This window comes from Streptomyces lushanensis (genome assembly GCF_001700515.1).
GTDB lineage: Bacteria > Actinomycetota > Actinomycetes > Streptomycetales > Streptomycetaceae > Streptomyces > Streptomyces lushanensis.
This window is the reverse complement of the sequence record NZ_MAUD01000717.1, coordinates 1-983: the sequence shown is the minus strand read 5'-3', so window position 1 is coordinate 983 and position 983 is coordinate 1. Positions and strand designations below refer to the sequence as shown.

General features: G+C 71.1%; 1 protein-coding gene. It reads right to left on the bottom strand.

Features of this window, described 5'->3' with window-relative positions:
- Window positions 1–56: 56 nt before the first annotated feature.
- A partial coding sequence (locus BFF77_RS32595; protein ID WP_245704098.1) for a Mu transposase C-terminal domain-containing protein occupies window positions 57–983 on the bottom strand: 927 nt, incomplete at its 5' end.

Below are 983 nucleotides of genomic sequence, written 5' to 3'. Positions count from 1 at the left end.
GCCCGCGTCGGCGGGTGCGCTGGGCGGTTGGTGCGCTGCGGGCTGGGGGCGGGTGTTCACCACTTGTCGGCTTCCTCGTGTGCGTCGTAGAGCCCGAATCCGGCGGCCGCGGCGGGGCGGGTGTCGTCCTCGGGGAGGTCGTCGAGGTCGTCGATGCTGTCGTCCTCTCCGTGCTGCGCCAACTCGTCGTGCTGCGCCGGCTCGCCGGTGATGGGGCCGGTGCCGTGGTGCGGGTGCCGTGCGGCGGGAACCGGCAGCGTGGTGGCGCGGGCGAGGAGAGCTTGTTCGGTGGTGGTGGCGTGGCCGCTGTGCACGCGGCGCATGAGCTGGTCGAGGGCGTCGGCCAGGTCGGCCTCGTGCTGCTGGCTGTCGTCGTGGTTGTTGTGGTGGGCGTGGGTGCGGATGTGCTGCCAGGTGCGCTCGTTGAACGGCTGGTGGACGTGGTCGCGGTGGATCCAGGGGATTTCGGTGAGCTCGCCGTCGGGCAGGCGGATCCAGATCTGGCGGACGTCGTGGGGGTTGTAGTGGATCTCCCATTTCCCGCCCCGGCCGGCGACGGGGGAGGCCTGGCCGCGGTAGGGGGCGAGGAGATCGTGGTCGTAGGTGCGGTGGTGGATGGTGATGCCGGCGGGGGTGATGGCCTGCCAGCGCACGGGCAGCAGTTCGAGGTAGTCGCGGCCGGTGAGCGGGACGGGCACGTACCCGGCGACGGCGACGAGCGCGGCCCACATCTGGTTGGGTGTCAGCGCTTTGCGGGGCATCATCGGGTGGCGTAGGCCTTCGTGGGGCCGGTGGTGGTAGTGCACCAGCCATTCGTCGAGCAGGTCCTGGAGCTGGGGGACGCTGTAGCAGGTGTCTTTCTCGGTGTCGGGGCCGCGGCGGGTGACGTCGGATCCGGTGTAGCCGGGCAGGTGCTGGCAGAACAGGGCGTTGATGGTGCCGAAGGTCCGCTCGACGATGCCTTTGGCGGTGGGGGCGTGGGG